The 26889-nt window shown below is 56.6% G+C and carries 23 protein-coding genes; 10 read left to right on the forward strand and 13 right to left on the reverse strand.

Translation table 11 applies throughout. The features are described from left to right. Positions 1-7 precede the first annotated feature (7 nt). Positions 8-730 carry an SAM-dependent methyltransferase gene (locus JYG33_RS07635; RefSeq protein WP_207875376.1) on the forward strand — a complete coding sequence of 241 codons (723 nt, stop codon included), beginning with the start codon at positions 8-10 and terminating at the stop codon, positions 728-730. 1 nt (position 731) lies between these two features. Then, positions 732-1541: an N-acetylmuramoyl-L-alanine amidase gene (locus JYG33_RS07640; RefSeq protein WP_207875377.1), complete on the forward strand. Its 810-nt coding sequence runs from the start codon at positions 732-734 to the stop codon at positions 1539-1541. A gap of 41 nt (positions 1542-1582) precedes the next feature. Here JYG33_RS07640 and JYG33_RS07645 read toward each other — a convergent pair whose 3' ends face one another. From JYG33_RS07645 to JYG33_RS07660, 4 genes are read right to left on the reverse strand one after another with little or no spacing between them, the layout of a single operon-like run. After that, a complete protein-coding gene (locus JYG33_RS07645; protein WP_207875378.1) occupies positions 1583-2191 on the reverse strand; it encodes a protein-methionine-sulfoxide reductase heme-binding subunit MsrQ in 609 nt (202 codons plus the stop codon). A 1-nt stretch (position 2192) separates the two neighbouring features. Further along, complete coding sequence (gene msrP / locus JYG33_RS07650; protein WP_207875379.1) at positions 2193-3146, reverse strand: protein-methionine-sulfoxide reductase catalytic subunit MsrP; 954 nt, start codon at positions 3144-3146, stop codon at positions 2193-2195. Positions 3147-3204: 58 nt separating this feature from the next. Further along, complete coding sequence (locus tag JYG33_RS07655) at positions 3205-3858, reverse strand: HAD-IA family hydrolase (RefSeq protein WP_207875380.1); 654 nt, start codon at positions 3856-3858, stop codon at positions 3205-3207. Beyond that, positions 3855-4763: an RluA family pseudouridine synthase gene (locus JYG33_RS07660; RefSeq protein ID WP_207875776.1), complete on the reverse strand. Its 909-nt coding sequence runs from the start codon at positions 4761-4763 to the stop codon at positions 3855-3857. Before JYG33_RS07660 ends, JYG33_RS07655 begins: the two co-directional genes overlap by 4 nt. 548 nt (positions 4764-5311) lie before the next feature. On the opposite strand from JYG33_RS07660, the gene JYG33_RS07665 reads away from it, so the two are divergent. Beyond that, positions 5312-8641, forward strand: a complete 3330-nt coding sequence (locus tag JYG33_RS07665; RefSeq protein ID WP_207875381.1) for an Rne/Rng family ribonuclease — start codon at positions 5312-5314, stop codon at positions 8639-8641. A 673-nt stretch (positions 8642-9314) separates the two neighbouring features. On the opposite strand, the gene accD is transcribed toward JYG33_RS07665, so the two are convergent. The 4 genes from accD to JYG33_RS07685 all read right to left on the reverse strand — a co-directional run bounded on the left by accD (position 9315) and on the right by JYG33_RS07685 (position 14730). Then, a complete protein-coding gene (gene accD, locus JYG33_RS07670) occupies positions 9315-10193 on the reverse strand; it encodes an acetyl-CoA carboxylase, carboxyltransferase subunit beta (protein WP_207875382.1) in 879 nt (292 codons plus the stop codon). Positions 10194-10310: 117 nt separating this feature from the next. Further along, complete coding sequence (gene trpA / locus JYG33_RS07675; protein WP_207875383.1) at positions 10311-11144, reverse strand: tryptophan synthase subunit alpha; 834 nt, start codon at positions 11142-11144, stop codon at positions 10311-10313. 16 nt (positions 11145-11160) lie between these two features. Beyond that, positions 11161-12360, reverse strand: a complete 1200-nt coding sequence (trpB, locus tag JYG33_RS07680) for a tryptophan synthase subunit beta (protein WP_207875384.1) — start codon at positions 12358-12360, stop codon at positions 11161-11163. A gap of 75 nt (positions 12361-12435) precedes the next feature. Next, positions 12436-14730, reverse strand: a complete 2295-nt coding sequence (locus tag JYG33_RS07685; protein ID WP_207875385.1) for a bifunctional (p)ppGpp synthetase/guanosine-3',5'-bis(diphosphate) 3'-pyrophosphohydrolase — start codon at positions 14728-14730, stop codon at positions 12436-12438. A gap of 83 nt (positions 14731-14813) precedes the next feature. Here JYG33_RS07685 and JYG33_RS07690 point away from each other — a divergent pair, with 83 nt between their 5' ends. Further along, positions 14814-15332, forward strand: a complete 519-nt coding sequence (locus JYG33_RS07690) for an NAD(P)H-dependent oxidoreductase (RefSeq protein ID WP_207875386.1) — start codon at positions 14814-14816, stop codon at positions 15330-15332. A gap of 64 nt (positions 15333-15396) precedes the next feature. Here JYG33_RS07690 and pncB read toward each other — a convergent pair whose 3' ends face one another. Next, positions 15397-16572, reverse strand: coding sequence for a nicotinate phosphoribosyltransferase (pncB, locus tag JYG33_RS07695; protein WP_207875387.1), 1176 nt, complete (start codon positions 16570-16572; stop codon positions 15397-15399). Between the two features lie 240 nt (positions 16573-16812). Between pncB and fdxA the strand changes: the two genes are divergently transcribed. The 6 genes from fdxA (at position 16813) to JYG33_RS07725 (ending at position 21694) form a co-directional block, all read left to right on the forward strand. Continuing rightward, entirely contained in the window at positions 16813-17136 is a 324-nt protein-coding gene (fdxA, locus tag JYG33_RS07700) for a ferredoxin FdxA (RefSeq protein ID WP_153230656.1), read from the forward strand. 212 nt (positions 17137-17348) lie between these two features. Beyond that, positions 17349-18572, forward strand: coding sequence for a polyhydroxyalkanoate depolymerase (gene phaZ, locus JYG33_RS07705; RefSeq protein WP_207875388.1), 1224 nt, complete (start codon positions 17349-17351; stop codon positions 18570-18572). 52 nt (positions 18573-18624) lie between these two features. Next, on the forward strand, positions 18625-19266 hold the full coding sequence (locus JYG33_RS07710; RefSeq protein WP_207875389.1) for an RnfABCDGE type electron transport complex subunit B: 642 nt from the start codon (positions 18625-18627) through the stop codon (positions 19264-19266). After that, on the forward strand, positions 19263-19901 hold the full coding sequence (gene nth, locus JYG33_RS07715) for an endonuclease III (RefSeq protein ID WP_207875390.1): 639 nt from the start codon (positions 19263-19265) through the stop codon (positions 19899-19901). The genes JYG33_RS07710 and nth overlap by 4 nt, the downstream gene beginning before the upstream one ends. Before the next feature lie 245 nt (positions 19902-20146). Continuing rightward, complete coding sequence (locus JYG33_RS07720) at positions 20147-20860, forward strand: ATP-binding cassette domain-containing protein (RefSeq protein WP_207875391.1); 714 nt, start codon at positions 20147-20149, stop codon at positions 20858-20860. 192 nt (positions 20861-21052) lie between these two features. Continuing rightward, on the forward strand, positions 21053-21694 hold the full coding sequence (locus tag JYG33_RS07725) for an OmpW family protein (RefSeq protein ID WP_207875392.1): 642 nt from the start codon (positions 21053-21055) through the stop codon (positions 21692-21694). On the opposite strand, the gene JYG33_RS07730 is transcribed toward JYG33_RS07725, so the two are convergent. The 4 genes from JYG33_RS07730 to JYG33_RS07745 form a co-directional block, all read right to left on the reverse strand. After that, complete coding sequence (locus JYG33_RS07730) at positions 21691-22473, reverse strand: ABC transporter ATP-binding protein (RefSeq protein ID WP_207875393.1); 783 nt, start codon at positions 22471-22473, stop codon at positions 21691-21693. The two genes, JYG33_RS07725 and JYG33_RS07730, sit on opposite strands and share 4 nt — an antisense overlap. Beyond that, the gene (locus tag JYG33_RS07735; RefSeq protein WP_207875394.1) at positions 22470-24302 is read right to left on the reverse strand and encodes a branched-chain amino acid ABC transporter ATP-binding protein/permease; all 1833 of its coding nucleotides are present in this window, start codon (positions 24300-24302) and stop codon (positions 22470-22472) included. The genes JYG33_RS07730 and JYG33_RS07735 overlap by 4 nt, the downstream gene beginning before the upstream one ends. Positions 24303-24307: 5 nt before the next feature. Further along, a complete protein-coding gene (locus JYG33_RS07740; RefSeq protein WP_207875395.1) occupies positions 24308-25345 on the reverse strand; it encodes a branched-chain amino acid ABC transporter permease in 1038 nt (345 codons plus the stop codon). A 138-nt stretch (positions 25346-25483) separates the two neighbouring features. After that, the gene (locus tag JYG33_RS07745) at positions 25484-26653 is read right to left on the reverse strand and encodes an ABC transporter substrate-binding protein (protein ID WP_207875396.1); all 1170 of its coding nucleotides are present in this window, start codon (positions 26651-26653) and stop codon (positions 25484-25486) included. Positions 26654-26889: the final 236 nt, after the last annotated feature.

The following is a 26889-nucleotide window of genomic DNA, read 5'->3' on the forward strand; positions in this document are numbered from 1 at the left end:
TTAGCCCATGCCCCAAGCCGCCCCCTTGCATCTGATTCCCGTTGGCTTAAGTGAGAGCCCGATCAGCGGCTGGCTACCTGCCGATGTACGCGCGCTGACACGCGAACTAACTGTATTTATTGCTGAGAACGCCAAAACAGCCCGCGCCTTCCTGAAGTTGATTGAACCTGTGGTGCCCCTGCAAGAAATCACGATCCACACCCTGGATAAACGCGGCAACAAGCCCGGTGAAATGCGTGAATGGCTAAAACCAGCCCTGCAAGGCCAAGCCATTGGTCTGGTTTCAGAAGCTGGCTGCCCGGCCGTGGCCGACCCAGGCTCGCTGGTCGTGGCAATGGCCCACGAAATGAAGATTCCGGTGCGTCCACACGTGGGCCCCTCTTCCATTTTGCTCAGCCTAATGGCCAGCGGCCTGGACGGCCAGCAGTTTGTGTTCCATGGTTACGCCCCGGTCGATGGCAGCGCCCGCGCCAAGCAGCTCAAGCAATGGGAAAACCAATCCCAAAGTCTGAAGCAAACCCAGATTCTGATCGAAACCCCCTATCGCAACCAGGCCATGTACAGCACTTTGCTGCAGGCTTTGAAGCCCACCACTCGCTTATGCCTGGCTCGTGACTTGACGGGTTCGCGCGAACTGATTCAAACCGCTACGGTAGAACAATGGCGCGAGCGTCAGCCCCCTGCACTGGACAAAACCCCGTGTATTTTCCTGTTTCTGGCTGGCCGCTAAGATGAGCCCCCTGTCTTGCCTCACCCCTGCCTTGAAACGCAGTGTCCAGATCGGCGTCCTTAGCCTGACGGCATTATTAGCCGCCTGTGGCAGCAGTGGCCCTATCAAGTTTGATGATAGCTATAGCGCTCAAGGCCAGAACAGCCGCGTGCGCTATCTGGTTCTGCACTACACCGCAGGCGACCATGCCACCTCGCTGAAGGTGCTGACCCAGCGCGATGTCAGCGCCCACTACCTGATCAGCGACGAGCGCCGCCCTACTGTCTACCGATTGGTACCTGAAGACCGCCGTGCCTGGCACGCCGGGCTGGGCTCCTGGTATGGCTTCACTGACCTGAACACAGGCTCGATCGGGATTGAGATCGTCAATATGGGTCGTTTGGGCAATGGTCGTTGGGAGCCCTACACTCAAGGGCAAATCAACACCTTGAAAGTCTTGCTGAAAGACCTGGCGCAGCGTCACAACATCTCGCCACGCAATATTATTGGTCACAGCGATGTCGCTCCACAGCGCAAGACAGACCCCGGCCCTCATTTCCCTTGGAAAGAACTGGCTCAGGATGGCATAGGCCGCTGGTACAAGGAATCACAGGCTCGCGCCTTGCAGGCTCAATACGCAACACGCCCGCTGCCCTCTGCCTCTCAAGTTCAGGCCTGGTTGCGCAAGGCTGGCTATGAAACACCGGAAAGTGGCATGTTCGACAAGGCCACACAAAACGTGATCGCCGCCTTCCAGATGCACTACCGCCCTGCCCGCTACGACGGCATTCTGGACGCCGAAACCGCTGCCATTCTGCAAAGTCTGGATTGATAAAAAAACAGGTAATGAGCACCCAGCCCATTACCTGTTTTTTAATGTGCCGTCTTATTCAAAGCAGGCCAACGGCGCAAAATCAACAGCCCCGCCAGTACCAGCCCATAGACGAAAACTTCCACCACATCATTCTTGCCGGTACGGATCAGGTAAAAATGCAGGACGGATAACACCGCCGCCACATACACCGTCTGATGCAAACGACTCCAACCACGCCCCAACCGCTTTTGCCAGCCTTGCGTGGATGTCAGGGTCAGCGCCAATAAAATCAGCACTGCCACTACGCCAATAGCAATCAAGGGCCGCTGCAACACATCCTGCCACATGGATAGCCAATCGCCCGAGCGATCCCACCAGGCCCAGGCCAAAGTATGCAAGGCCGCATAAAAGAAGCTGAACAAACCCAACATGCGTCGCCACCGAACCAGGGCGGGCTGAGCCAGCAGGCGTCGCACCGGACTGAGCGCCAACGTCACCAACAAAAGCACCAAAGCCCAAACTCCACTGGAGCGGGTCAGGAACTCAGCCGGATTGGCACTTAAGCCGTTCGTAAAACCCAGCCAGATCCAGCGCCCCAGTGGATACAAGGCAAATAAAAACACCAAAGGTTTGAGACGATCTAGCTGCGCCGCTTTCCAGGTTGCCATATTAGTAATAGCGCCTTAAATCCATATCGGCATACAAAGCCGCCACATCATCGGCGTAACCATTAAAAGGCAAGGTCGGCTTTTTAGTCGCAAAAAAGCCCGAGCCTATGACTCGCTCCGTGGCCTGACTCCAGCGTGGATGTGGCACTTCCGGGTTCACATTGGCGTAAAAACCGTATTCATGGGGTGCTACGCGCATCCAACTGGATTGGGGCATGGTATCCGTCAAAGTGATACGAACCAGGGACTTGGCAGATTTGAAACCATACTTCCATGGCACGATCAATCGTACCGGTGCACCGTTCTGAGTCGGCAAAGCCTTGCCATACAAGCCTGTCGCCAGGAGTGTCAGCGGGTGCATGGCTTCATCCAGTCGCAGCGCCTCCACATAAGGCCAGTCCAGGATACGGGACCGCAGGCCCGGCATGGTTTCAGAATCGGCCGCCGTTTCAAAGCGCACAAAGCGAGCCTGCCCCATCGGTTCGGCTCGTTGCAGCAAGGCAGACAAGGAGTACCCCACCCAAGGCACCACCATGGACCAGGCCTCGACACAGCGCAGTCTGTAAATTCGCTCCTCCAAAGGAGCCAGCTTCAGAATCTGGTCCATATCCAGAGTCAGAGGCTTGTTCACCAAACCGTCTATCTGCAAGGTCCAAGGCTCTGTCTTGAAGGCAGCCGAATTCCGGGCAGGGTCTTCTTTACCAGTGCCGAATTCGTAGAAATTATTGTAGGAGGTGATGTCCGACTCGCTGGTCAGCGCATCGTCCAGCTTCCAACGCTGGGAAGGAGTGGCCTGCAAAGGCTGGCCCACCGGAACAGCCTGAGCCCGGCCGGGCAGACTGGCCGCCAGCGCCAAGGCACCGGGAGCCTGCAAAAGTAGACGGCGGCGAGCGCGCCAGACCGACTCATCGGTAATTTCAGAGGGGCGCGGGGCTTGCGAGCGTGATTTGAACATCTCCATCTCCTGTCCTGAAACTAGCTGGCAAGATGGCTACGCAACCCGCTTGCCTCTATTAAATACGTGACAACACCCAATCGCGCATCTGCGCCACATTGTCGACCATCACCGTTGGCTCGGCCTTGGCCAGTGTTTGCGGATCATGCGCGCCGTAGGTGACAGCCACACTATCCATACCAGCATTACTGGCCATATGAATATCGTGAGTCGTGTCGCCCACCATCAAGACCTGCTCAGGTTCCAGCATCAACTCAGCCAGCAATTGATGCAACATTTCCGGGTCCGGCTTGCTGCGAGTTTCGTCCGCACAGCGGGTGGCATCAAAAAAAGTACTGAGATTGACTTGCTGCAGCACCCTGTCCAGACCTTGGCGGCTTTTACCGGTTGCCACTCCTAAGGCAATCTGGCGACCACGAAGTTCACCCATGAAAGGCAAAATTCCGTCAAATAACTTGATATGGGGATCTCGCTGCATGAAATGATAGCGATAGCGCTCCAGAAACAAGGGCATCTGCTCGGCCGTCAAATCGGGCACTGCACGATACAAGGCACTTTCCAGAGACAAACCAATGACCCAGCTAGCTAACTGAATCGAAGGCACAGGCAATTCCAGATCCGCACTGGCCAACTGAATAGAACTGGCAATTGAGTACGTCGAATCCATTACTGTACCGTCCCAATCAAACAGAACGGCGGCATAGCGCGTCATAAGGACTTCTCCAAACGATCAAGAAGGGCCTGACAGGCGGCAGGCATGGCGGCCTCCAGAACCAGAGGCTGTCCGGTGACAGGGTGATCAAACTCCAGGCGTCCGGAATGCAGGAACATGCGCTTGAAACCCTGGCGCGCGAATTGTTCGCGCAGGGCATCGTCGCCATACTTGTCGTCACCCACAATTGGAAAGCCCGAATGGGCCAAATGAACCCGGATCTGGTGGGTACGGCCCGTTTTCAACTCCGCCTGCACCAGACTGAAGCGCCCAAAGCGGCGCTGCATGGTAATGATGGTGTGCGCAGGCTTACCCGTAGGGTCAACCTTGACACGCCGCTCACCACTTTCTGTCAGCCAGCGTAGCAAGGGAAAGCGAATGTGCTGACGATCATTGACCCAATCGCCCTGCACCAGCGCCCAATAAAACTTGCGGGCACGAATTTCACGGAACATATCATGCAAGCCCACCAGGGCGGCACGACGTTTGGCAATAATCAGCAAACCGGATGTGTCCCGGTCCAGGCGATGGGCCAATTCCAGGAATGGCTCTTGAGGACGGGCGGCGCGCAACTGTTCGATCACGCCGAAAGACACACCGCTGCCACCGTGCACCGCCACACCGGCGGGCTTGTCGATCACCATCAGATGCTCGTCCTCGAACACCACCGGAAAAACAGCGGCAGGGACATGACGGGGCTGCTCGGGCTCGGGCAGACGCAGGGGCGGAATCCGCACCATATCGCCATCCTGAAGACGGTAATCACTGCTGATACGGCCTTTATTGACCCGTACTTGCCCGCCGCGAATGGCTTTATAGATGTGGCTTTTTGGCACCCCTTTACATTCGCGTAACAAAAAATTATCTATACGCTGACCCGCCCGCGTTTCATCAATGCGTAGTATTCGCACTTGGGGGGCAGATCTTTGTGATTCATGAGGTTTGCACATAACAAAAAGGGGCATATAATCGCTTCAGCCTATGGAAGCTGAGACTGGGTCCAGCGTAGAGATGCAAAGGGTGCGTCTCCGTTGGATGACCAAGGACTGATAATTGTATCCTTGAGTTCCAGCTTCCGGGTCATAAGGTCGCCGGGGTGAGTCCGAAATAGCGAAAGTCGTGTGGCAAGAAGGCCCGCTTTCCAAGAGATGTTTTCCTCCCGCGTGCCGCGCTGAATTCCTGCACAGATTGTCCCGCTCTTTTGCACCAGCCGCATGATTTATGCAGCTGCCGTTCCCCAGCAATTTTATATTCGTCAAACACACATCGTGACCCTGACCCCCCTGCTGATTGAACTTCGCGCTTTGGCGCGACTCGTGCCTCCCAGACTATAAGCCGGTAGGCCGATTTTGCCTGCCTGCACCAAACTGATGCAGCTATAGCGCTACACACCCTGTGACCCGCGGTCGTGCGCCGATATTTCGGTGCTCCATGACAACGGAGATCCACACTCATGAAACGCATGTTGTTCAATGCGACGCATCAAGAAGAACTACGCGTCGCCATTGTCGACGGTCAAAAACTGATTGACCTCGACATCGAAACAGCCGGGCGCGAACAGCGCAAAGGCAACATTTACAAAGGGGTCATCACCCGCATCGAACCCGGCCTGGAAGCCTGCTTCGTCAGCTACGGTGAAGAGCGTCACGGCTTTCTGCCTTTCAAAGAAGTGGCTCGCAGCTACTTCAAAGAAGGCGTTGATGTCCGTACTGCCCGCATCCAGGACGCCCTGGTCGAAGGCCAGGAACTGATCATCCAGGTTGAAAAAGAAGAGCGTGGCAACAAGGGCGCTGCCCTGACCACCTTTATTTCCCTGGCTGGCCGCTACCTGGTTCTGATGCCCAACAACCCTCGCGGGGGTGGCGTATCGCGCCGTGTTGAAGGCGAAGACCGCCAGGAACTGCGCGAGGCGATGGACCAACTGGACATCCCTCAAGGCATGAGCATCATTGCTCGCACTGCAGGTATCGGCCGCAGCGTCGAAGAACTGCAGTGGGACTTGAACTACCTGATGCAGTTGTGGACCGCCATTGACGGCGCAGCCCGCGACAACGCCGCTCCCATCCTGATTTATCTGGAATCCAGCCTGGTTATCCGGGCGATTCGCGATTATTTTTCGCCCGATATCGGCGAGATCCTGATCGACACGGATGAAATTCACGAGCAGGCCGCCGCTTTCATGAGCGTGGTCATGCCCGACAATCTGCATCGCGTGAAGATGTACCGCGATGACATCCCCCTGTTCTCGCGCTTTCAGATCGAACACCAGATCGAAACCGCCTACTCGCGTACCGTGCAATTGCCTTCGGGCGGTGCTGTCGTTATCGACCACACCGAAGCCCTGGTTGCTATCGACGTGAACTCGGCCCGCTCCACGCGTGGTGCCGACATTGAAGAAACCGCCCTGCGCACCAACCAGGAAGCCGCCGACGAAGTAGCCCGCCAGTTGCGTCTGCGTGACTTGGGTGGCCTGATTGTTATCGACTTCATCGATATGGAGGACAGCAAGAACCAGCGTGCTGTCGAACAACGCCTGCGTGATGCCCTGCACCTGGACCGCGCCCGCGTCCAGATGGGCAAGATCTCGCGCTTTGGTCTGATGGAACTGTCCCGTCAGCGCCTGCGCCCTGCCCTGAACGAAGGCTCCCACATTACTTGCCCACGATGCACCGGCACTGGCGTGATTCGCGATGCCGAATCCAGCGCCCTGCACGTACTGCGTCTGCTGCAAGAAGAAGCCATGAAAGAAGGCACCGCCGCCCTGCACGCTCAAGTGCCGGTGGATGTCGCTACCTTCCTGCTGAACGAAAAACGCGCCGACATCACCAAGATCGAATCGCGCTTGAACATTGCCCTGATCCTGATTCCCAACAAGAATCTGGAAACTCCGCACCACATCATCGAGCGCCTGCGTCACGACGATCCTCGTCTGGACGAACTGCGCAGCAGCTACGAGCTGGTTCAGCAACCTGAACAGCAAGACAGCCTGGTGCCGCACCGCAGCCACGAAATCAAGCCTCGTCCAGAAGCCCTGGTCAAGAGCACCACACCGGCCCAGCCTGCTCCCATGAGCAAGCCTGCCGCTGCCGCCGCCGCCAGCGCCGCTGCCAAAGACAATCAACCCGGCCTGCTCAAGCGCCTGCTGAACTGGTTGTCCGGCAAACCCGCCGAACCGGTTGCGGAAGCTGCCAAATCTGACAGCAGCAAATCCTCCTCGGGTCGCCGCCAAGGCCGTCCTGGCCAGTCCAACAGTGGTCGCGGTCAAGGTGGACGTGGTCGTCGTCAGTCCAACCGCCCCGAAGCCGCTCAGGAAGAAAAAGCCAGCACGGAGAACACCAGCAACAATACGCGCGGTCGCCGCCGTAACGCCTCTGCCGGTAACGAATCCGCTCTGGAAACCCCACAAAGCGCCAACGCCGCACCCGCTACAGCCACTACAGACGAAGGCAGCAGCAACAGCCGCAACCCACGCAATCGTCGTGGCCGTGGCCGCCAACGTCGCGAAGAAGGCAGTGCAGAAAACGTTGAGCTGAACAAAGACGTCGCCAGCACGGACGCCCAGCCAGAACAGGCTGCAGCAGCCGTTGCCAGCGTCGCCGCTGTCGCTGCCATTTCCGCCACCAAGCAAGAAGCACAAAACCGTGCCGACCAACAGGCAGAGGCCGATAACGCCGACACCAGCGATAGCTCGGATGTGGATACGGATGACAACAGCGAAAACGGGGCCCTGGACCCAGAGCGCAAACGCCGCCGTCGTCGCAGCCGTCGTGGTCGTCGTAGCACCGACGCCAACGCCGTAGCCGAAAACGAAGAGAACAACGAAGAAGGCAACTCGGGTGCCTACGTTGCTCACGAAACGCCTAGCTTCAATCCTGCCGCCCTGAACGCTGAAGAACAGGCTGAACAGACTGCCCAAGCCGCTGCAGCAGAGCCTGCACAAGCCCAGGCAGCCGTAGAAGCACCAGCCGCCCAGGAAAGCACTCCAGTCGTCGCCAACACCGCTCAGGAAAGCCCTGACGCCGCCCCTGCTCCAGTGGCTGCCCAGGAAAGCGCCCCTGCACAGCAAGTTGAATCGACTGCAAGCGCAGTTAGCGAAGCAACACCAGCCCAAGAGCCAGCAATCGCTACCGCTCCTGTTGCTGAACAAGTTCAGACCCAGGTCGTTGCAGAAACAGCTCCTGCTGTTGAAGCTCCTGCCGCTGAGACCCCTGCCATTGAAACGCCGGTAGCAGAAAGCCGCGACGCTGAGATTGCTCAGCAAGCCGAAGAAGCCACCAGCATTCAGCCAGAGCCTGTCGCTGCTGACGCAACTCCTGCCCAGGAAGAAGCTGCTGCACCCGTTGCAGAAGCCACTCAGGAAACACCTGCTGCTGAAGAAGTAAAAGCTGAAGCCGCAGCCCCTGTTGCAGAGCCTGTACGTGAAGAAGCTGCAAACGTACAAGCCGAGCCTGTTGCTGAAGCCCAGCCTGCCGTTGAAGCTGCTGCTGAAGTAGCTACCGCTGAAGTCGCTCCTGTAGAAGCAGCTCCAGTCGAAACCGTTACAGAAGTCGCAGAAACACCTGCCGCTGCTGTTGAAACATCGGCACCTGCTGCCGAAACTCCAAAGCCAGCCGCAGCCCCTCTGGACGCTGTCCTGAACGCAGCCGGTATCGAACTGGTAGAAACAGCCCGCTCGGCAGTGCAAGACGATTACCAAGCGGCTCCCGTCCGTTTGGGTCGCCCACGCAAACGCCCAGCTCAAACTGAAGCCAACGAACCGATGCAACAGGTCGAAACGCAGTAAAAAGCCAGACTAAAAACGCCGCCTTCAAGGGCGGCGTTTTTTTATGCTCGTTATATTTGTTGATAGCAATCGCCCGAGAACCAGCACCACTACCTCCTCTTCCTCTTCCTCTCCCTCTTCCTTTCTTACGCCCTCCTCTACATCAGCGTCACCTCGCCCTAATCATCCTGACTATCATCCCTTACCACCTCCTCACCCTCCTCACCCTCCCCCTCACCCTCACCCTCCTCACCCTCCCCCTCCCCCTCACCCTCACCCTCCCCATCCCCACTTCCCCACTTCCCCACTTCCCCACTTCCCCAAAAGTCTGTATGAGCCTTCTCCGACATTTCTCTTTTTCTAGAGCGATGAGGGGAGCGCTGCGGTGGGCGAGTCAGGGCTCTGGCCGCGGGCTCTTGAGCTATCCAGGGTGCAAGCCCTGTGCTGTTTGAGCGGGGCGCTTGTGGTTCGTCCGGGGGACGAACCACCCCGTGAGTTCACAGGGCGCCTGGATAGCTCAAGAGACAAGGGCACCCGTGCGCAGCACGGGCGGGGGCCCCGCCACACCGCAGCGCTCCCCTCACCGCTCTAGAAAAACTGAGCCAATCTCAACAACAAGACTCAAACAGCAGACAATAAAAAACGCCACCTGAACCCAGATGGCGTTTTCTTCAATCCGCTTAAGCCTTGAGCATCAAGGATGACGCGACACAGCCTCAGCAGGTTGGCGCGTCAACAGAGCCAGCAGCTCCGCCAATTCACGCTGCAATTCACGGCGATCAATCACCATATCAATAGCGCCCTTCTCCAGCAGGAACTCGGCACGCTGGAAGCCTTCAGGCAGCTTCTCACGCACCGTCTGCTCGATCACGCGGGGACCGGCAAAGCCGATCAAGGCATTAGGCTCAGCAATCACCACATCGCCCATAAAGGCGAAACTGGCCGACACCCCACCCATCGTTGGGTCCGTCAAAATGCTGATGAACGGCAGACCAGCCTCGGACAGCTCAGCCAAAATAGCCGTCGTCTTGGCCATCTGCATCAAGGAGAACAAGCTCTCCTGCATACGAGCACCACCGGAAGCGGCCACGCAGATGAAAGGACTGCGATTAGCAATAGCCGCCTGCACACCACGTGTGAAGCGTTCGCCAACCACCGAACCCATGGAACCAGCCATGTACTCAAACTCGAAACAAGCCACAACCGCAGGCACAGACAAAATCGTGCCGCTCATCACCACCATGGCTTCAGTTTCGCCCGTTTGCTTGGCCGCCTCGGAAACGCGCTCCGTGTACTTGCGCGAATCGCGGAACTTCAAAGGGTCCATAGGACGGGTGTTGGAACCAATCTCGGTCTGGCCTTCGGGGTCCAGCAAGGATTTGATCCGGCCACGCGCACCAATACGCATGTGATGGCTGCACTTGGGGCAGACATTCAAGGTTGCCTGGAGATCTTCCTTGTAGAGCACAGACTCACACGACGGACATTTCACCCACAGCCCTTCGGGAACGCGACGGCTGCTTTCGGGGTTACGGTTAATTCGCGGCGGGAGTATTTTCTCGATCCAGCTCATTGTTAGATCCTGTTTTCGCTTGGCCGACACCCGGCCCGCCAAGCTCTTTATTCTGAAAAAAAGCGCCTGCTCATCAAGAACAGGCAGATGATTCTATACGCGGAATAGGTATTTAGGCTAATTATCCAATGCCTGACGTATCTGCGCGAGCCATTGGCTGGCTGCTGCAACCGCAGCAGCATCCACATCTTTGGGCTCCTTGCCGGCATTTTCCTGTACCGCCTGCTCCATCGTCTGGATCAGCTTGGAGCCAATAACCACGGCATCTGCACTACGGGAAATCGCTTTGGCGCTTTGCGCATCGCGAATCCCGAAACCTACTCCGACCGGAATTTTGACGTGCTGGCGAATGCGCTGCAAGTGGTGCTCCACATCAGCCACATCGATCTGGGCCGAGCCGGTCACCCCTTTGAGAGACACATAATACACATAGCCCTGAGCCAGAGTCGCCACTTTGGCGATACGCTCGTCAGTCGACGTAGGCGAGAGCAGGAAAATCGTATCCACACCCTGCTCGGTCAGCAAACGGGTGAAATCGGTGGACTCTTCAGGCGGGTAATCCACCGTCAGCACCCCGTCCACACCCGCTTTACCGGCCATCACGGCGAACTCGGCCTGGCCGATGCGTTCAATAGGATTGGCGTATCCCATCAACACCACCGGCGTTTCCTCGTCGATCAGGCGAAACTGCTGCACGATCTCCAGCACTTTACGCAAACCGACGCCACGGCTGATGGCGCGTTCAGCAGCTTGCTGAATGACGGGACCATCGGCCGTAGGATCAGAAAACGGCACACCCAATTCAATGACATCCGCCCCGGCCTGACGCAATGCATGCATCAGAGCCACGGTCGCAGGCACCGAAGGATCGCCAGCCGTAATATAAGGCACCAGGGCGCAGCGCCCGTTCAAACCTTCAAACGTCTTTTTCAGACGCACATTACTCGACATATCAGTTCCCGATTGCTTACAGAGTCAAGCCGCCGTACTCGGCGACCGTGTGCATGTCTTTGTCGCCACGACCGGACAGGCTGACCAGGATGATCTTATCCTTGGGCAACGTCGGGGCGATGCGAGCCGCATGAGCCAAGGCGTGCGAGGACTCCAGCGCAGGCATGATGCCTTCGATACGGCAGCAATCGTGAAACGCTTTAAGTGCGTCCTCATCGGTGCAAGTAGCGTATTGGGCACGGCCGCAGTCTTTCAGCCAAGCATGTTCAGGGCCGACACCAGGATAATCCAGACCAGCCGACACCGAGTGCGTAGGCATGACGTTGCCGTCATCATCCTGCAGCACGTAGGTACGGTTGCCGTGCAACACACCAACCATGCCCTTATTCAGGGAGGCCGAGTGCGCCAGCGTATCCAGACCACGGCCAGCCGCTTCCACACCGATCAGTTCAACATCCTTGTGTTCGATATAGGGGTAGAAAATGCCCATGGCATTGGAACCACCACCCACCGAGGCCAGGACGTAATCAGGCTGACGACCAGCGTCCTGGGGCATTTGCTCCACACACTCGTCACCGATCACGCACTGGAAGTCGCGCACCATCATCGGGTAAGGATGAGGGCCAGCAACCGTACCAATGATGTAGAAGGTATTGCTGATATTGGTCACCCAGTCGCGCATGGCTTCATTCAGCGCATCTTTCAGGGTGCGCGAACCGGATTCCACGGGCACAACTGTCGCGCCCAGCAGTTTCATGCGGTACACATTGGAAGCCTGACGACGAACGTCTTCGCTACCCATATAGACCACACACTCCAGACCATAGCGGGCGGCAACGGTTGCCGTGGCCACGCCATGCTGGCCTGCACCGGTTTCCGCAATAATGCGTGGCTTGCCCATGCGGCGAGCCAGCAGAATCTGACCAATACAATTGTTGATCTTGTGCGCGCCAGTGTGATTAAGATCTTCGCGCTTGAACCAGATTTGAGCTCCACCTAGTTGCTCCGACCATCGACGAGCATGGTACACGGGGCTGGGACGACCGACAAAATGCTTGAGTTCATAGTGAAACTCGCGCAGAAACTCAGGATCGTTCCGATACTGTTCGTAGGCTGCTTTTAACTCGTCCAGGGCGTGGACCAGCGTTTCAGCGACAAACGAACCACCAAACTGACCAAAATGTCCATCCGGGTCGGGCAAGGTATAGGTTTTCAAAGCTCGCTCTCTTGATTGACAAGAACAATCGCGGGCACAACGCCCGCGAGGTTTAGGTTTACTGATTTTAGCAGTTCAGGACGAGTAGCGGCGGGCGCTGACGCCCGATAACTCGTTCAAAGCCACCAAGGCCTTTTGAATTTGCTCGCCATCACGCACTTCAATCGTGAAGATCATGCGTGTCAATGAACGTCGACTTAGGGTATTAATGCCGGTGACGTTCAAACGCAGGCGGGCAAACACTTCCGACAGATCGCGCAACAGGCTGGGATGTTCTTGTGCCTCAATCGCCAGATCTACCGGATATTGAGTATCTCCCGTATCGCCCCAATCCACACTAATAGCCCTTTCAGGCTGTCGCTCGGCCAATTCCTGATAGGACTTGCAGTCCGCACGGTGAATCGACACACCTCGGCCACGGGTCACGAAACCGGCAATCAGATCGGGCGGAGCAGGACGGCAGCAACGAGCCAACTGTGTCATCAACGAATCCACGCCTACCACCAGCACACCGCTTTTGCCTGTCTTGGACACGCTTTCCCGAGCCGCGTCAAACACACGCTGGACGGGTTCTTCTTCCGGAGTGTCCTCCCGGAACAAAGCATCCACTTGCCGCAGGCTGAATTCGTCCTTGGCAACGGCTACATACAAGTCGTCCGCCTTGGCAAAACCCAATTGCTGCGCCATCTGCTCCAGGTTTACTGCTGTGCGGCCCAATCTTTGCAACTCTTTTTCGACCATATTCTGGCCTTGGGAGATGCGCTGCTGCAATTCAATCGCGTTAAACCAGGCCCGCACTTTGGAGCGCGAGCGTGGGCTAGCCAAAAAGCCTAGCTGCACATTCAACCAGTCCCGCGACGGACCACCGGACTTGGCAGCCACAATTTCCACGGTCTGGCCCGTCGACAAACGGGTCGACAAAGGCACCATCTGCCCATCGACGCGTGCGCCCCGGCAACGGTGTCCCAGGTCGGTATGCAGGTAATAGGCAAAATCGACCGGAGTCGCCCCCACGGGCAGCTCGATCACACGAGCCTGGGGTGTCAGCACATAAATGTGTTCGTCTTCCTGAGCCTTCAAGGGCCGGGCAACAGCAGGCTTCCTGGGGGCGTTTGTCGCCACTGCGGTTTCAGCAGCGGGGTCTTTACTGGTTTCCGCCTTGGGAGCAGGCTCGGTCGCATTGGATGTCGCCGCTTCCCTATCCCAGGCCAACAACTGGCGCATCCAGGCGATTTTCCGGTCATCCTCGCCATCGGCTGTCTGCTGACCACCCTGCGCCCCGGCTTCCTTGTAGCGCCAGTGAGCGGCCATCCCGTATTCCGCAAACTGGTGCATGTCACGGGTGCGAATCTGAATCTCAAAGCAACGCCCCTGCGCATCCGCAATCACCGTATGCAGAGAGCGGTAGCCGTTGGGTTTGGGCCGGGAGATGTAATCATCAAACTCCTCGGGAACCGGCGTCCACAGCGAATGCACCACCGCCAGCGTGTGATAGCAACTGCGTTCATCATCCACAATGACGCGCAAGGCCCGCAAATCAAATAGCTGCTCAAAGTCCAGATGCTTGTTACGCATCTTGTTCCAGATACTGAAGATATGCTTGGGCCGACCGGAAACCTCAGCCACGATATGCTCGCGCTTCAAGGCGGCTAAAAGCTGGTCACGTACCTGGCTGATCAGGGTCTCGCGCTCTACCCGCTTATCTTCAAGCTGACTGGCAATATTCTTGTAGACCTCAGGATTCAGGAAGCGAAACGCCAGATCTTCCATTTCCCATTTGACCTGCCAAATCCCCAGCCGATTAGCCAGCGGCGTATACAGTTCCAGCGTCTCCCGGGCAAACTCCACCGGGCATACGGTTTTGGACTGTCTGTACCAGCGCAGGGACTGTAGGCGGGAGGCCAGACGCATCATCACAATGCGCAAATCTGCGGCCATTGCCAACAGCATCTTGCGCTTCATTTCTTTTTGATCGCCCCCGCCCGTCTGCTCTTTGGCCTGACCGGTAATAGAGCCCAAGCGATACAAGGCACGCGAGCCGCGCACCAGTGTCATCACTTCTGCGCCAAAGGCTTTTTGAACCGGGTCCTGCTTGACCTCCGGCCCAGGGGCGGGAGTGACGGCCAGCAAGGCGCTGGCTCGGGTTTGAGCGTCCACACCCAGGCCCGCCAAAATAAGCGCTACCTGAGCGCAATGGCTGTCCAAGGGTTCGCCGGTACTTCCGGCCAGATCCAGCAAAATAGGTCCCGCCCAGTCGGCAGCCGCCTGTAACAGCGTACGCCCTGCTTCATCCAGTCCGTGGCTGGCTTGCGCGAACCATAGAGGATTGAAGGCCGACTCGGCCATAGGGGGAGAAGCAGTGTGATTCATGTGGATTACGTCGATGTGGCCACTCAGCGCTGAAGTGGCTCTCTATACTGTAGACGCTAGTCTATCACCGCGAGTAAGAGCTTATGAGTCTGAACACATGCCGCCAGCTTCTGTTGATTTGGCACTCCCGTACCGGCGCGGCCCGACAATTGGCCGAACAGGCCGAAGAAGGTGCCCTGAAGGTGCTCAAGGAACTGGGCGAGACAGAACAGGTCTGTATCAAACGCTTGCATTGTGATCAGGTGCAAGCACAGGATTTGCGCGATTCCCAGGCCTATTTGTTCTGCGCCCCCGAGAATCTGGGTAGCCTAAGTGGGGCCATGAAAGAGTGCCTGGACCGGAACTATTACGAGGTGCTGGATCAGCTCAATGGACGCCCGTATACCGCGCTGATCAGCGCGGGCAGCGATGGGCAAGGTGCACAGCGGCAACTGGAGCGGATTTGTACCGGCTGGCGGCTAGATTTGGCCGCCCCTGTCCGTATATTCAATTTTCACGCCCAGACGCCAGAAACTATTCTGGCTTCCAAGACCTTGAATGAAGAGCAAATTGCCCAGGCTCGGGAAGCCGGTGGGCATCTGGCGGCCCTGCTTTGTCTATGAAAAAAGCCCTTTGCATTAAGCAAAGGGCTTTGAATCGACTTTATCGCATGACATAGCCAAAAGCTTAAGCTGGCGGCAACTGAAAAACCTGCCGCAAGTAAGCCAAATACGCCGGATCATCACACATGGTCTTTTCAGGCGCATCCGAGACTTTCGCCACCGGCTGACCATTGCAACGCACCATTTTCATGACGATCTGCAAAGGCTCATGGCCCAGGTCATTGGTCAGATTGGTGCCAATCCCGAAAGACACTTTGCAGCGCCCAGCAAAACGCAGGGCCAGCTCAATAGCTTTAGGAATAGTCAGGCCATCAGAGAACACCAGGGTCTTGGTACGCGGATCGGTACGGTTGGCTTGATAATGCGCCAGCAAGCGTTCGCCCCAGATGAAAGGGTCGCCCGAGTCGTGACGGGCACCGTCAAACAGCTTGCAGAAGTACATGTCAAAGTCGCGCAGGAAAGCATCCATGCCGTAGACATCCGACAAGGCAATGCCCAGGTCACCGCGATACTCTTTGGCCCACACTTCCAGGGCAAAAATCTGCGAATCACGCAAGCGAGGGCCCAAGGCCTGACAAGCCTGCAAGTATTCGTGACCCATAGTGCCCAGTGGCGTCACCCCATACTTCATGGCCAGCCAGACGTTGCTGGTCCCCGCAAAATGCGGCTTCATCTGGTCAATCATGGTGGTGACCACTTCTTCGTGCCACTGCTTGGAAAAGCGGCGGCGCGTACCGTAGTCAGCCACACGGAAATCGCTCAAGGCAGGATCATCCACCACCAGGCGCATTTTGGACTGCAGGCGTTCACGCCCTTCGGTCCATGGCGGCTGCGGACGCTCGTTACGGAAGTAAACCTCGTTCACAATGGCCAGCACCGGGATCTCGAACAGGATCGTGTGCAGCCAGGGGCCCTGGACCGAAATCTCGATCTCGCCGGGCTTGTCCCCCGCCTGCACTTGGATACAACGCTCCGGCAGATGGAACAGTCCCAGGAAATCGACAAAATCGCTTTTTATAAAGCGTAGACTACGCAAATAATCCAGCTCGGCGTCTGAAAAACGCAACTGGCACAGCGCATGAATTTCCGCCCGGATCTCATCCAGGTACTGGCTCAAATTAATGTTGGGAGTACGGCATTTATAGCGATACTCCACGTGCGCAGCGGGGAAATGATGCAGAACAACCTGCATCATGGAAAACTTGTACAGGTCCGTATCAAGTAAAGAGGTAATGATCATCACAAACCTACCGATTTTGATTGCGCAACCATAGCACGGGCGCCCATTCTTGCGTACCGCTATCTAGCAGGTGAGCTATTGCGCCATCTCAATAAGCAAGAAGCTGAATATTCGTTAAAATCGAAAGATTCGATTTAAATCCCATTTTTATCGTTCAGGCCCTGTGCGTTGTCACGCACCCCATCCACGACCCTTTGCCGTGACTGACCGCCTTAGCGATACCGCAGGAGTGTTACTGAAATGACCCACGTCGTCACCGAAAACTGTATCAAGTGCAAATTCACCGATTGTGTGGATGTGTGCCCCGTAGACTGTTTTCGTGAAGGCCCGAACTTTCTGGTGATTGACCCGGACGAATGCATCGATTGCGCCGTCTGTATTCCCGAATGCCCGGCCAATGCCATTTTTGCTGAAGAAGACGTCCCGCAGGACCAGGTTCCCTTTATCGAGTTGAATGCCGAACTGACCCCGATCTTTGGCAGCATCAACCGCTCCAAAAAACCGCTGGAAGATGCGGACGACTGGAACGGTGTGGAGAACAAACTACAGTATCTGGAGCGCTAAGCCTTTAGCCTGCCCTATACCAGCCAGACCGGGTGGCTGCATTTGTACCCAGCCACTCTTGCGCCCAATCTCGCCTTTTGATAAAAAAACTTGCCGCACTGCAGCAAGGGAAAATCCCAAGTACAGAGGAACGGTAAACGTCGTATTGTTTCCCACAGGAATAAGCATATACATTCCTCTGTATCAAATTAGGCAACACCAAGGCGCACACTATGCTTTACGATCTGCACGAACTTCAGCGGTCCTTTTTGGCCCCGCTGGCTGCCTTTACCGGCACCAGCTCCCAATGGTTCTCCAACCCCTACAGTCCACTGGCCTATACCCCCCTGTCGCGCCAACTGGCGGCGGCCTCTGAACTGGTACACCGTATCGGCAAAGATTACGAGAAACCGGCCTGGGGTCTGAGCGAAACTCAGATTGACGGGCAAACCGTTGCCGTGCGCGAGGTCGAGCATCTCAGCAAGCCCTTCTGTAGACTGATCCACTTCGAGCGCGATCACCCCAAGGCGGCTCAAGACCCCACGATTTTGCTAGTTGCTCCCCTGTCCGGCCACCACGCCACCTTGCTGCGCGAAACCGTCCGTGCACTGCTGCCTGATCATTCGGTGTATGTCACCGACTGGATTGACGCCCGCATGGTGCCCCGTACGGCTGGCCCCTTCCATCTGGACGACTACGTGCTCTATGTACAAGAGTTCATCCAGACACTGGGCCCCAGTGTGCACGTCATGTCGGTTTGCCAGCCCACCGTGCCGGTACTGGCCGCCGTCTCGCTGATGGCAACCCGTCGCTCGGCCGTGATGCCGCGCAGCATGATCATGATGGGTGGCCCTATCGATACCCGTCAGTCGCCCACCGAGGTCAATCGCCTGGCGACGACCAAATCGTATTCCTGGTTTGAAAACAATCTGATTCACCGCGTACCAACCAAGTACCCCGGTGCTCACCGTCGTGTCTACCCCGGCTTTTTACAACACGCCGGTTTTGTGGCCATGAACCCGGATCGTCACGTCAGCTCGCACTACGATTTTTATCAGCACCTGATCAAGGGTGATGATGACGACGCCCAGGCCCATCGCCGTTTCTACGACGAATACAATGCCGTGCTGGATATGCCCGCCGAGTTCTATCTGGACACCATCCGCATCGTGTTCCAGGAACACCGCCTGCCCAAAGGCCAATGGCACGTGCATGGCGAACAAGTCCGCCCACAGGATATTGATGGCGTAGCCTTGTTTACCATTGAAGGCGAGCTGGACGATATTTCCGGCCAGGGTCAGACCCATTCAGCTCAAGGGCTGTGCTCGAAAATCGCTCCCGACCTTAAACAACAATTCACCGCGCCCAACTGTGGTCATTACGGGATTTTCTCCGGAAGCCGTTGGCGCACCCTGATCTGTCCTAAAATCAGGGACTTCATCCGTCAGCACAACTGATATTTGGCTTACGCCGTTTCTGACGGGGCCAGATGGCCCCGTTTTTGCATTCATGTCCGACACCTTAATACGGCGCATTGACGCCCTGCTCCCTCAAACCCAGTGCACCCGCTGTGGTTACGACGCCTGTTTGCCCTATGCCCAAGCCATCGCTCTTGAAGGCGAGGCGATCAACCGCTGCCCGCCCGGCGGGCAGGAAGGCGTGCAAGCCCTGGCCGAACTGCTGGAGCGCGAAGCTCTGCCTTTGGACCCCGCCTGTGGCGAATTCACCGGTCCCAGTCGAGCGGTAATTATTGAAGAGCACTGCATAGGCTGTACCTTGTGTATTCAAGCCTGTCCGGTCGATGCCATTATTGGCGCCAACAAACTGATGCACACCGTGCTGGCCGACCGCTGTACAGGCTGTGAGCTCTGTGTGCCGCCCTGTCCGGTGGACTGCATCAGCATGGTGCCTACCGATGAATGGAATAGCGCACAGGCCGAGCAGGCGCGTCAAGATACCGAGCAACGCCGCGACCGCCTGCTGGCTCGCCACAAGGAAAGCTCGGATCTGGCAGCCCGTACCCTGGCCAATAAACCCGTTCTGGCCACTACAGCCGATCAGGCCGATAAACGAGAGGCGTCGATTGCCTCTGCCCTGGCTCGCGCCCGTGCCCGCCGTGCCAGCAAGACTGCAAGCGGAAGCACGCCATGAACGCTGCCAAGCGCCACGAGATTTTCAGCCGTTTTCAGGCGGCCAACCCAAAGCCCACCACCGAGCTGGAATACGCTGACACCTTTCAGTTGCTGATTGCGGTCATCTTGTCCGCACAGGCCACAGACCGTTCCGTGAATCTGGCCACCGCCCGTTTCTTCCCGGAACATGGCACGCCGGAAGGGATTTTGGCCATGGGTGAAGAAGGTTTGCGAGAAGCCATCAAGACCATTGGCCTGTACAAGACCAAGGCTGCCAATGTCATCAAGACCTGTCAGATGCTGCTGGACCTGCATCAAGGCAAAGTTCCCTGTGACCGCGCTGCTCTGGAAGCCCTTCCAGGCGTAGGTCGCAAAACTGCCAATGTTGTTTTGAACACGGCCTTCGGCTTGCCCACCATTGCCGTCGATACGCATATTTTCCGCGTCGCCAACCGCACTGGCATTGCTCCGGGCAAGAACGTGGTCGAAGTGGAAAAAAAGCTGGAAAAAATGATTCCCAAGCCTTTCTTGCTGGACGCCCACCACTGGCTGATTTTGCATGGTCGCTATATCTGTGTGGCTCGCAAACCCAAGTGTCCACAATGTGGTATTTCAGATTTGTGCGACTTCAAGCCCAAAACTGTTAACACTTAAGTAACACATGACCGGTTTAACAACATTTGTTTACTAAACAGTGTATTAAACCGGACCTTCCTATGACAAACCCGCATAGTTTTGCTTTCTTGGCGCTTCCATACTGAAACGCATGAAGGACTCTGCCTACCGTTTGCTGACGATGGAATCACCGCAGTAAGAGGCAAAGAACAGAAATCGGGTTCCTGCGCCAGCCAGCCAACGTACAGGCCCTTATTGACGACTCACGACAAGGAGCGTTTCTCATGACACGGGCTGCCCTGGATATTGAGAACCTGTACGCCTGGCACCGAGAGTTCCCGCTCTTGCGCGGATTGAATTTGCAGGTGGCCTCTGGCGAAGTCTGCACGGTACTGAGCCGCAACCGGGCTGGCCGCAGCGCCATGCTACGCGCCATTGTCGGTTTGACGGATAGCCGTCGCGGATCCGTCCGTATTCAAGGTACCGAAGCCATCCACCTGAACCAGCATCAGTTGGCAGATCTGGGCGTTGGCTACAGCCCTTACGAGCAAAGTATCTTCACAGGCCTGAGTTGCGAGGAAAACCTCCTGCTACCACCTGCCATCGGGACGACCCTGGGTGGAGGAATGTCTCTGGTGCAAATCTATGAGCTCCTGCCCTGCCTGGAGCAACGCCGCCATCACATGGCTACCCAGCTCTCCACCGGTGAACAAAAGGTTCTGGCCATTGCCCGTTTACTGCGCACCGGTGTGAACCTGCTGCTTTTGGATAAAGTATCCGAAGGTCTGGCACCTGTGCAGGCCCAAACACTGACCAGGTTGATCTGCACGTTACGCAACGAGGGCTATACCATTGTGCTGGCGGAACAGTGTCCGCAATTCTCGGCCGAGTTCAGCGATCAGTTTCATGTGCTGGAACAAGGGCAAATTATCGAGCGCTTCAGCAAAGCCGAATTGAGCCATAAATACGAGGCTCTGCACGCACTCCTGAATGTATGAGCCCTTGATCCCGGCTGTTACCAGGTGATGCGAAAAACAGACATAGAGGCCGAATCGGCCTCGCATGAATCCTGCTTTCTTGATCTACAACAAGGTCAGGCGGCCAACTACTTCTGAAGCTTGCTTTGGATCAAATCCGCGGGCCCAGCCCTCATGCACTCTGTAGGCTTTACACATCCCTACGGAGCTCCTATGAAAACCCGCCACTTGATTCCAGGTCTGCACCTGTCCCTGCTCGCCGTTGGACTGGCTGCTGTCTTGTACGCCCCCCAGGGCCAAACACACGAAGCGGGTGATTTCTTGCTTAAAGGCGGTGTGACCTGGGTAGCTCCAAAATCCAATAACGGTTCGGTCGCTGACGGCACCGTGGATCTGGATGTAGGCAATAACGCACGCCCCAGCTTTTCGCTGACCTACATGGCCACTCGCAACATTGGTATTGAGCTGCTGGGCGCATTCCCCTTCCAGCACAATATCGACAGCAATCTGGGCCGTATCGGCAAGACCAAGCACTTGCCCCCAACCCTGAGCCTGCAATACCACTTCCTGCCCGACAGCAACTTCCAACCCTATGTGGGCGTGGGCGTGAACTACACCATGTTCTTTGACACCGAGTCGCGTGGTGCGCTGGCAGGTTCGGACCTGAAGCTGAAAAATAGCTGGGGTTTTGCAGCCCAGGTCGGCGTGGATTACAAACTGGATAACAACTGGTTCCTGAACGCCGATATCCGCTACATCAGCATCCGTCCAGACGTGAAGCTGAACGGTCAGTCCATTGGTAAAGCCAAGCTGGACCCCGTGGTTGCCACCATCGGGGTCGGCTACCGCTTCTAAGCGCTGGCTTCTTCCTGCTCGCGTTTGCCCTGCCCCAAGCCCAGATAGCTTTCTATCACTCGGGGATTATGAGCCAGGTCAGACGCGGGCCCTTGCAGCACCACATCGCCCGTCTCCAGTACATAACCGTAGTCAGCCACTTGCAAAGCGGCACGAGCATTTTGCTCGACCAGCAAGATGGCCACGCCGGTACTGCGCAGTCGGGCGATGATCATGAAGATCTCCCGCACCACACGCGGCGCCAGGCCCAGGCTGGGTTCATCCAGCATCAGTACCTTGGGTTGCGCCATCAAGGCACGGCCCACAGCCAGCATCTGCCGCTCCCCACCTGACAAAGTCCCTGCCAACTGGGTACGACGCTCTTTCAAGCGTGGGAACAAGGTATAGACCTTGTCCATCGTGTCGCGCCAGCCGGGATGACGGGCACGATACAGGCGAAAGCCACCCAGCAGCAGATTGTCTTCCACCGTCATGCTGCCAAACAGCTCACGGCGCTCCGGCACCAGAGAAATACCGGCCGCCACGCGACGCTCTACTTCCCAGTGGCTGATTTCCTGGCCTTCGTACTGCACCGAACCTGTACTACGGCCCACGCTGGGCAAAGAGCCCATCATGGCGTTCAGCAAGGTGGATTTACCGGCACCGTTGGCACCAATCACAGTGACAATGCTGCCTGCACGTACGTCCAGGCTGGCCCCCATCACGGCACTGACTTTGCCGTATTGAGCCGCCAGATTGTCCACCTTCAAAATAATGTCATTCGATTGTGCCGAACTCATAGCGCTGCTCCTGCCGAGGCGGGCTCATTGACCTGATCCAGATCCAGGTCGTCATCAATACCACCCAGGTAGGCTTCCAGCACGGCTGGATTTTCCTGAATTTCCTTGGGCAAACCTTCGGCCAGCTTGGTGCCAAAATCCATGACAACCAGCTTGTCCGTCAAATTCATGACAAAGTCCATGTCATGCTCAACCAGCAAAATGCTCATGCCTTCGCTACGCAACTGATCCAGCACTTTGGCCAGTTCCTGCTTTTCTTTGTAGCGCAAGCCAGCAGCCGGTTCGTCCAGCAGCAAGAGCAAAGGATCGGAGGCCAGTGCACGGGCGATTTCCAGAATACGCTGCTGACCCAAGGCCAGATTGCCAGCTTCTTCGTACAGATAATCACCCAAGCCTACACGCTGCAGTTGAACAGCGGCTTCGTGCAGCAACTCGGCTTCACTACGGCGTTCGGTATGCAAGACCGCCGACACCACACCCACCTTGCGACGCAAGTGAGCGCCCAGCGCCACGTTTTCCAGCACAGTCATGGTTGGCAGCAACTGCACGTGCTGGAAGGTACGACCCACGCCCAGACGCGAGATTTCTCGGGCAGGCTGACCATCAATCCGTTTACCCAGGAAGCTGACCTGACCGCTGGTTGCCGACAAGACGCCGGTAATCAGGTTGAAGGTCGTGCTCTTGCCTGCGCCGTTAGGACCGATCAGGCCCATGATCTGACCCGCATTCAAGGTGAAGCTGATGTCGTTCACCGCCACCAGACCACCAAACTCCTTGCGGATCTTGTTCACTTCCAGAACCAGCGAACCGGCCTGGGGACGTTCACGCTGAGGCAGTGCCTCGGCTTGCGGAGGAGCTGCTTGATTGCGTTTCTGCGCACCAAAGATCTGCTCCCAGGCTTTTTGCAAGATAGGCCACAGACCATCACGGGCGTACTGCAAAATCAGGACCATCAAGATACCGAATACGATCAGCTCGAAGTTGATGTCGGTATTGAGCAGCTTGGGCAACCAGTTCTGCAATTGATCCTTCAGGCTCAGCACCAGAGCCGAACCCAGCACGGCACCCCAGACACTGCCTGCTCCACCCAACACCGCCATGAACAGGTATTCAATACCGTAGTTCAGGCCGAAGGGGCTGGGCGACACAGCTCGCTGGTAGTGGGCGTAGAGCCAGCCCGACACGCAAGCCAGCAAGGCAGCGTAAACGAACACAATGACCTTGTAATTGGCCATGTTCACGCCAAAGGACTCAGCCATGCCGCTGCCATGTTTCAGGGCGCGAATAGCACGACCAGGACGGGAATTCAGCAAGTTGCGAGTGCCCCACATGGCCAGCAAGGCGAAAGCCCAGATCAGGTAGTAAATATCCCGGCCTGAGGCCAAGGAAATACCAAAGAACTCCAAAGGCGCAATACCGGAAATACCGTCGTACTGCCCCAGGAACTCCAGGTTACCGAACAGGTAGTACAGGGCCAGACCCCAGGCCAGGGTACACAGTGGCAAGAAGTGACCCGACAAACGCAGCGTGATCGCGCCCAGAATGTAGGCCACCATCATGGTCACGGCCATGCCGATCAGCAGGTTAAACCAGGGCGACCAGCCCAAACGGGCGGTCAGATAGGCTGTGGTGTAAGCACCAAGGCCCACAAAGGCTGCCTGACCGAAAGAGGTCAAACCGCCCACGCCGGTCAACAGCACCAGACCCAGAACCACCAGGCTGGTCAAACCAATATAGTTAAGCTGGGTAATCCAGAATTCGGGCGTTGCGCCCAGTTGCGGCAAGACCAACAGAACCGCAATAAACAATAGCGTCAGCAAGTGTCTCATGTGATTTACTCCTCATCATCCACGTGCTTGCTACCGAAGGAGCGCCACAACAACACCGGTATCACCATGGTAAATACAATAACTTCTTTATAGGCACTGGCCCAGAAAGAGGAAAACGCCTCCAGAACACCCAGGAACAAAGCGCCGAACAGGGTGACGGGGTAGCTGATCAGACCGCCAAAAATTGCGGCCACAAAGCCTTTCAGACCGATCAGGAAGCCCGTGTCGTAATAGATGGTCGTCACAGGAGCGATCAGCATGCCGGACAAGGCACCAATGGCGGCTGCCAGAGTAAACGTCAGCGAACCGGACATATTGGTGCTGATACCCACCAGACGAGCACCGCGACGGTTCACCGCCGTTGCACGCAAGGCGCGACCATACAGGGTCTTACCGAAAAAGCCCCACAGAGCCAGAATCAGCAGCACACAAGCGCCCATCACAAAGAAGGTTTGTGCGGACCAGCTCACGGCGCCCAAAGAGACTTCGCCTTCCATGAAGGGGGGCGTACGCCAGCCCTCAGGACCGAAGAACACCAGACCCAGGCCGGTCAGCGCAAAGTGCACTGCCACAGAGGTAATCAGCAGCACCAGCACACTGGCTTCGGCAATAGGCTGATAAACCAGGCGATACACCATCGGTCCCAGCGGGATCACGACAGCCAGCGAGAACAGCACGGCGACCCACAGGGGCAACTGCGAGCTGACAATCGCGGGGGCAGCAAAATAGACGGCCACAGGGATCACGATATTGACCAGGAACTTGCGTGGCATACCGGCCAGACTGCGGCTGCGCAAGGCAGACAGCAACTCCAGCAAGAACACCAGAGCACCAGCGATCAACAACAAAATAACGGTTCCCGGCATACGGCCATTGACCACAAACGCCAGGGTCAAGGCGCCAAAGGTGACAAACTCACCTTGCGGGATAAAGATGACGCGGGTAACCAGAAAAACCAGAACCAGGGCGAGCCCGAGCAAGGCATAGATGGCGCCATTCAATATGCCATCCTGCAACAAAATTAAAGCAATGGTGGTATCCATGTCGGACAACATCCTGTACAACAAAAAGGGCAAAGGGCTTACGGCAAACGCAGGCCTGTAGCGGGAACGGGTGCCAGGATCAGCCAGCACCCGCCTTGGAAAAAACCGGCTATTGAGCCGGTTTTTGCCTGTCAGATATTACAGATCAGGCTGATATGTCCATTTACCGTCGACCACTTTCACAATCACGTGGGCACGGGTATCCAGCCCAGCGTGGTCTGTTGGAGACATATTGAACACACCCTGGGAAGCCGCCAGTTCCTTGGTTTGTTCCAGAGCGTCACGCAAGGCAGCGCGGAACTCGGGAGTACCGGGTTTGGCACCGGACTTCAGGGCAACAGGAATTGCTTCGGTCACGAGCAGACCGGCATCCCACATATGGCCACCAAAGGTATTGATGGAGCCTGCACCGTACTTGGCTTCATATTTTTCCTTGTAGTCCATGGCGGTCTTTTTCACCGAGCTGCTGTCAGGCAGTTGTTCGGCAACCAGCAAAGGACCGGCGGGCAAGATCATGTCGTTACAGTCTTTGCCACATACACGCAGCACGTCGCTGTTGGCAGCACCGTGTGTCTGGTAAATGATGCCTGCGTAGCCACGGCCTTTCAGTTCACGCTGAGGCAAGGCAACAGGGGTACCGGAACCGGCGATCAGAACGGCATCAGGCTTGGTGCCCAGCAGCTTCAGAACCTGACCGGTCACGCTGGTGTCGTTACGGCCATAGCGCTCGGCACCCAGCACTTTAATGCCTTTGGCTTGAGCCGCTTCGGTAATCACATTCAGCCAGCCGTCACCGTAGGCGTCGTTGTAGCCGATAAAGCCCAGGGTTTTGACGTTCTGTTTAACCATGGCTTCAGCCAAGGCACCGGCCATCAACTGGTCATTTTGAGGAGTCTTGAAAACCCAGGTACGAGCGCCTTCAACAGGATCAACAATCTTGGCGTTGGCGGCCACGCTGATCATGGGTGTCTTGGTTTCACCCGCTACGTCCACCATGGCCAGGGAGCCGGGTGTCACGGACGTACCGATCACCACGTCCACTTTGTCATCGGTGATGAGCTTGCGCATATTGCGCACAGCCACCGTGGTGTCAGTGGCATCGTCCAGCACGATGTATTCAATTTTCTGGCCAGCCACTTCGGTAGGCAGCAGGCTGACTGTATTGCGCTCAGGAATGCCCAGCGAGGCCGCCGGTCCTGTTGCCGCCACCGTCACACCCACTTTGATCTGCGCGGACACGGCCACGGGCAGGCTCAAAGCCAGGGCTGCAGCCAATGTCGTCAGGCGCCCAGTAGTAATGCAGTTCATCCTTTTCTCCCAAATTTTGTTCATTGTTGTGGACCGGATTTAGCGGTCAAAAATCGTAATACAGATAATCACCAGCACATACCAGAAACGTATCAAGTCACGCGGATTTCAGATATTGGTGTTTACCTTAAATATTAAAAGTTTAAATAGTGCACTAACTAAAGTGATAGCTCACTAATTAAGTGCGCAAACCGGCAATTTTCCTGCTCACCCTATAGGGATGAGGGGCACTTTGG

It is taken from the genome of Alcaligenes sp. SORT26, from assembly GCF_017377875.1.
Lineage (GTDB): Bacteria > Pseudomonadota > Gammaproteobacteria > Burkholderiales > Burkholderiaceae_B > Alcaligenes > Alcaligenes parafaecalis.